The organism is Salinivibrio sp. PR919, assembly GCF_001995355.1.
Taxonomy (GTDB): Bacteria; Pseudomonadota; Gammaproteobacteria; order Enterobacterales; family Vibrionaceae; genus Salinivibrio; species Salinivibrio proteolyticus.
In genome coordinates, this window is sequence record NZ_MUFL01000133.1 from 1 (window position 1) to 5003 (window position 5003).

Here is a 5003-nt window from a genome sequence, read left to right on the forward strand (position 1 = left end):
AAAGAGGCCCATTAGGATAGGGATCATCCACTCTTCGCGTCCTTCTAAGCGTTTGGTCACCCGCTCAATCCCTGCATCAATGGCACCGGTTTTGGTCACAAAGAGGCCCATTAGGATAGGGATCATCCACTCTTCGCGTCCTTCTAAGCGTTTGGTCACCCGCTCAATCCCTGCATCAATGGCACCGGTTTTGGTCACCAGACCTAAAAAGCCACCAATAATGAGGATGAAAAGTGAGACATCAATGGCGGCCGCTTCATAGGTTTCGTGGTTATAAAAACCGTCAATGGGGGCCAGCAGCACGTCGACTACGCCTTGAGGGTTACTTTCAACTTGGTGGTAGGTGCCTGATACAGGCACATCTCGGCCGAGTTCAGCGTTATATTCTCGTTCGTACTGACCAGCAGGGACTATCCAACTCAGCGCGGCGACCAAGGCAATCAGAATGAACAATATGGTATAGGCGGATGGGAATTTGAGATTGGCGAACCAACCTTTTTTTTCAGGAACACTTTGGGTACTCATACTATCTCCTCATACCTCTTCTGAGTGCAATAAAATAGGGCACTACACGTGTTGAGGTAACTCTTTTAAGTTTCACGTTATTTTCGTTGTTCTTTTCTGCCGATGTCAGTGGCTTTTTCTTTATTGTAAAAGTGCATCCGTGAATAGTTCTTAGTGATATCTCACAAAAGAAAGGGACTGTATGCTGTCGCKTAATTGATGAGCAGATTAAAAGTGAATGGCTGTTTAGTTTGCGTGCTTAGATATATCACTCAGAATGTTCTTAGTATGATGGTGAAGTGGGTTTTTATTGTTTTAAATTTTCTTTAACCGCTAACCACCAAGACACCATGACTTTTCTATGTGAATAGACTGCGTAATTAGTCATGCCTACTCTATAAGTGTGGTGAATAAAAAGCAGATTAACTAAAAATGTCGCAGGGTTAAAAACTCGCTGTTTTTTTGTTTTATATCAAATTTAGAGGTTGCGATAGAATTGTTGAAGAAAAGAGGAAGGCACTGCAGCCTTCCCAATGATAGCTATTGTTTCTTTCTTTTCGGGGTTTTGGCGGGCTTCGGTAATACGATCATGTCGCATTCTGCGAAGTGATCTTGAAACGCGCGGTTGTTCTTATCGAAAATCACGATAAGGTTACCGAGCCCAAAGCAGGCTGTCGCAAGACGAATCAGTGCTTGTGTGGGGCGAATATTACTACCGTCAGCATTTTGAATGCGCAGGCGCCAGGCCCGCATCCCCAGCGTCTGACCGGCTTTACACCAGAAGTAGCCGTAGAATCCGCAAATCACACAGGCGAGATAGGCGGTGTAAAGAGGCTGTGCGATAGGGTGATGGGTGAGAAAATCACTGGCATCTTGATAAGGTGCCATCGACATCCCGAGCGCTTGTGCGATAGCCAATGCTGCCATCACCGCGCCGCCTGCAAGCATAAGTAATGCGGCAACAATCAAAAGATCATAAACCCAAACAGCAAGACGGCGAAAAAAACCGGCGGTTGGGCATGCAATAGAAGAAGTCTGCATGGTTTAGCTACATCCAAGTATCAAAGTCGCCGCTAGCCTAGCACATTCACTGTTTAGGTGAGTAAGCTGATAGGGCGGTTTTGCGATGTCGTTTGCTCATGATTACACCGCCTTTGATGTATTTAACCGCGAATTGGTTAAAAATAGCGCGAACAAACATTTTTTGTTTTTTAATGCTTGCACTCGAAAGGGCGGTACGTATAATTGCCAGCACTTGCCGAGATGGCGGAATTGGTAGACGCAGCGGATTCAAAATCCGCCGCCTTAACGGGTGTGAGGGTTCAAGTCCCTCTCTCGGCACCAAATCCCAAAAAGCCCCTGTCGAAAGACAGGGGCTTTTTTCGTTTATGCCGACTGAATCGTGATGACTTCACAATCCTCGGGTATCGCGCAAGGCAAAGCGAACACGGCAAGGTATTATCGAGCCGTGGTTGTCACAGGGAGTGGTATGGTGCAGGTTCGCTATCAAGACATCGCCGTTTGGGTAAAAACGCAAATCGATCAAAGGGTGTGGCAAGCCGGTGAGCGGATCCCTTCCGTTCGTGAGATGAGCCGCCTCCAACATGTTAGCCCAATGACTGTCATGCGCGCTTATGAGCAGTTAGAAGCGGATGGCTGGGTTGAGGCTCGCCCCAGAGCTGGATACTTTGTGCGTCCGCATTACAATCAATTGTCTTCCGACTCTTTGGCGCGTCCTCAAGCAGACTCTCATTGGCTGCAGGCGCATCAAGATGTCTTTGATGTGATTAGCGCGAGCAAGTCAGGCTCGTGCTTTCCGTTCGGCTCGGCGTTCCCTGATCCCACTTTATTTCCCATGCAAGCGTTAGGACGGGCGATGGCACGAGTCCTTCGTCAATCATCGCATCCAGATTATCTCACCATGCTTCCTCCCGGTGATGAAGGTTTGCGTCGCATGATTGCGCAGCGCTACCTGCGGCAAGGAATAAAGGTGGCGATGGATGAGATCATCATCACCAATGGTGCCATCGAAGCGTTAAGCCTATCACTGGCGGCCCTGACTCAGCCCGGGGATAAAGTGATCATCGAAGCGCCAGCCTTTTATGGGGTGCTGCAAACCCTTGAGCGGTTGCAACTGGAGCCCGTGCCCGTGCCGGTCGATCCTGAAACGGGAGTGAATATAAACGCGCTTGAAGCTGCGTTGAGTACTCACCACGTCGCTGCTTGCTGGCTGATGAGTAACTTTCATAACCCAACGGGGGCATCGATTCCTGAAAAAGATAGACCAGCACTGGTATCACTGCTCGCGCGTCACCAAGTCCCTTTAATAGAAGACGATGTCTATGGTGAGCTCTTTTTCTCTGAATCACGCCCCATGCCACTGAAGTGTTATGACAGCCAAGGGCTAGTTTTGCATTGTGGGTCGTTTTCGAAACAGTTAGCGCCTGGTTTCAGGGTCGGTTGGGTGGCGGCAGGATGTTATGCCACACAAATTGAAAAGCGACAGTATGTGTCCAGTTTATCTGTGGGTGCCCCTAACCAGCTCGCTATCGCGCATTATTTGCAGCAGGGTGGGTATGACGCACACCTGCGCCGTTTGCGCACTGCCTTGTTACAGCGCAAACACGCCGTACGTGACAGCCTGCGCCGTATTTTGCCGATGAGTGCATCGGTCACCGACCCTCAAGGTGGCTACTTCTTATGGGTCGCACTGAATAATGGCATGGACACTCGCCAGCTATTTCGAGAACTCTTGCCCTATGGCATTACACTCGCACCGGGCGCTTTGTTTGCCACTGATGATCGGTTTAACGACTGCTTCCGCTTAAACTTCTCTATCAGTGAGCCTGAGACTGTTGATGCTGATACGCCAGCGAGCGTTGACAGCGGCCTTACACAGATTGCGACTGTGCTCTCATCTTTATCAATAGCCGATACTGTTACAGCTAAATAGCGGTGGCTTTGTACTAATCCCGTCACTGGCCCTAGGCATACACTAACTGGGCACACACTTTAGGGAGAGAAAAGGATGAAATCAGAGCTAAGCATGATGGTCGTTGCGATTATCTGCGCGGCCCTACTGATTCTGGGCCATGTCATCATTATTGAAACATTGGCTTACTACACGTGGGCTGAATGGACCGCTGGCGCCATCCCTTTTGTACTTTTCTTTATGGCGTGGGCGTCTATTCGACATTGCCGCGCGAAAGAGCGGGCAGAAGAGCGCCAGAATCAGCATTAATTGAACGGTAATCTTTGGCGTCTTGACGGTTTTTGTTTGTTTTATAGACAAACAAACCGCAAGGCGCATTTTTTTTATATTTAGGGGTTGCGGGAAAAACTGAAATCTCTATACTGCGCTTCCTGTCGACGGGGCAATGAGACGCAAGTCACGAAATGCCGACCACTAAATCGACACGCTCTTTAACAATTTGACCTATGCAATCTGTGTGGGCACTCGTTGAGAATAGACAAAAAGATTTATTCGATGAACTGAGTGACCAAACGACAACTTTTATAGTTGGCGGCAGGCCTAACACATGCAAGTCGAGCGGAAACGGCAGTATTGAAGCTTCGGTGGATTTACTGGACGTCGAGCGGCGGACGGGTGAGTAACGGCTGGGAACCTGCCCTRACGAGGGGGATAACCGTTGGAAACGACGGCTAATACCGCATAATGTCTACGGACCAAAGGTGGCCTCTACATGTAAGCTATCGCGTTGGGATGGGCCCAGTTAGGATTAGCTAGTTGGTAAGGTAACGGCTTACCAAGGCGACGATCCTTAGCTGGTTTGAGAGGATGATCAGCCACACTGGGACTGAGACACGGCCCAGACTCCTACGGGAGGCAGCAGTGGGGAATATTGCACAATGGGGGAGACCCTGATGCAGCCATGCCGCGTGTGTGAAGAAGGCCTTCGGGTTGTAAAGCACTTTCAGCAGTGAGGAAGGTAGTGTACTTAATACGTGCATTGCTTGACGTTAGCTGCAGAAGAAGCACCGGCTAACTCCGTGCCAGCAGCCGCGGTAATACGGAGGGTGCGAGCGTTAATCGGAATTACTGGGCGTAAAGCGCATGCAGGCGGTTTGTTAAGTCAGATGTGAAAGCCCGGGGCTCAACCTCGGAACCGCATTTGAAACTGGCAGGCTAGAGTCTTGTAGAGGGGGGTAGAATTTCAGGTGTAGCGGTGAAATGCGTAGAGATCTGAAGGAATACCAGTGGCGAAGGCGGCCCCCTGGACAAAGACTGACGCTCAGATGCGAAAGCGTGGGTAGCAAACAGGATTAGATACCCTGGTAGTCCACGCCGTAAACGATGTCTACTTGGAGGCTGAGGTTTAAGACTTTGGCTTTCGGAGCTAACGCATTAAGTAGACCGCCTGGGGAGTACGGCCGCAAGGTTAAAACTCAAATGAATTGACGGGGGCCCGCACAAGCGGTGGAGCATGTGGTTTAATTCGATGCAACGCGAAGAACCTTACCTACTCTTGACATCCAGA

The 5003-nt window shown here is 49.7% G+C and carries 3 protein-coding genes, 1 tRNA gene, 1 rRNA gene and 1 pseudogene; 4 read left to right on the forward strand and 2 right to left on the reverse strand.

Features of this window, described 5'->3' with window-relative positions; all coding sequences use genetic code 11:
* Positions 1-525 (reverse strand): annotated as a pseudogene (locus BZG83_RS15820) (hypothetical protein); the annotation flags it as partial.
* A 519-nt stretch (positions 526-1044) separates the two neighbouring features.
* The gene (locus BZG83_RS15825; RefSeq protein WP_077481986.1) at positions 1045-1545 is read right to left on the reverse strand and encodes an RDD family protein; all 501 of its coding nucleotides are present in this window, start codon (positions 1543-1545) and stop codon (positions 1045-1047) included.
* A gap of 216 nt (positions 1546-1761) precedes the next feature.
* Here BZG83_RS15825 and BZG83_RS15835 point away from each other — a divergent pair.
* The 4 genes from BZG83_RS15835 to BZG83_RS15850 form a co-directional block, all read left to right on the forward strand.
* Positions 1762-1848: transfer RNA gene (locus BZG83_RS15835), tRNA-Leu, on the forward strand.
* A gap of 61 nt (positions 1849-1909) precedes the next feature.
* Entirely contained in the window at positions 1910-3457 is a 1548-nt protein-coding gene (locus tag BZG83_RS15840) for an aminotransferase-like domain-containing protein (protein ID WP_198536737.1), read from the forward strand.
* Positions 3458-3532: 75 nt separating this feature from the next.
* Positions 3533-3745: a hypothetical protein gene (locus tag BZG83_RS15845; protein WP_069589232.1), complete on the forward strand. Its 213-nt coding sequence runs from the start codon at positions 3533-3535 to the stop codon at positions 3743-3745.
* Between the two features lie 247 nt (positions 3746-3992).
* Positions 3993-5003: ribosomal RNA gene (locus BZG83_RS15850) — 16S ribosomal RNA — on the forward strand; the annotation flags it as partial.

What these genes read in the sequence shown, in the direction of transcription:
- BZG83_RS15845 (WP_069589232.1), top strand. Translation starts at nt 3,533, where the DNA reads ATGAAATCAGAGCTAAGCATGATGGTCGTTGCGATTATCTGCGCGGCC.
- BZG83_RS15825 (WP_077481986.1), bottom strand. Translation starts at nt 1,545, where the DNA reads ATGCAGACTTCTTCTATTGCATGCCCAACCGCCGGTTTTTTTCGCCGT.
- BZG83_RS15840 (WP_198536737.1), top strand. Translation starts at nt 1,910, where the DNA reads ATGACTTCACAATCCTCGGGTATCGCGCAAGGCAAAGCGAACACGGCA.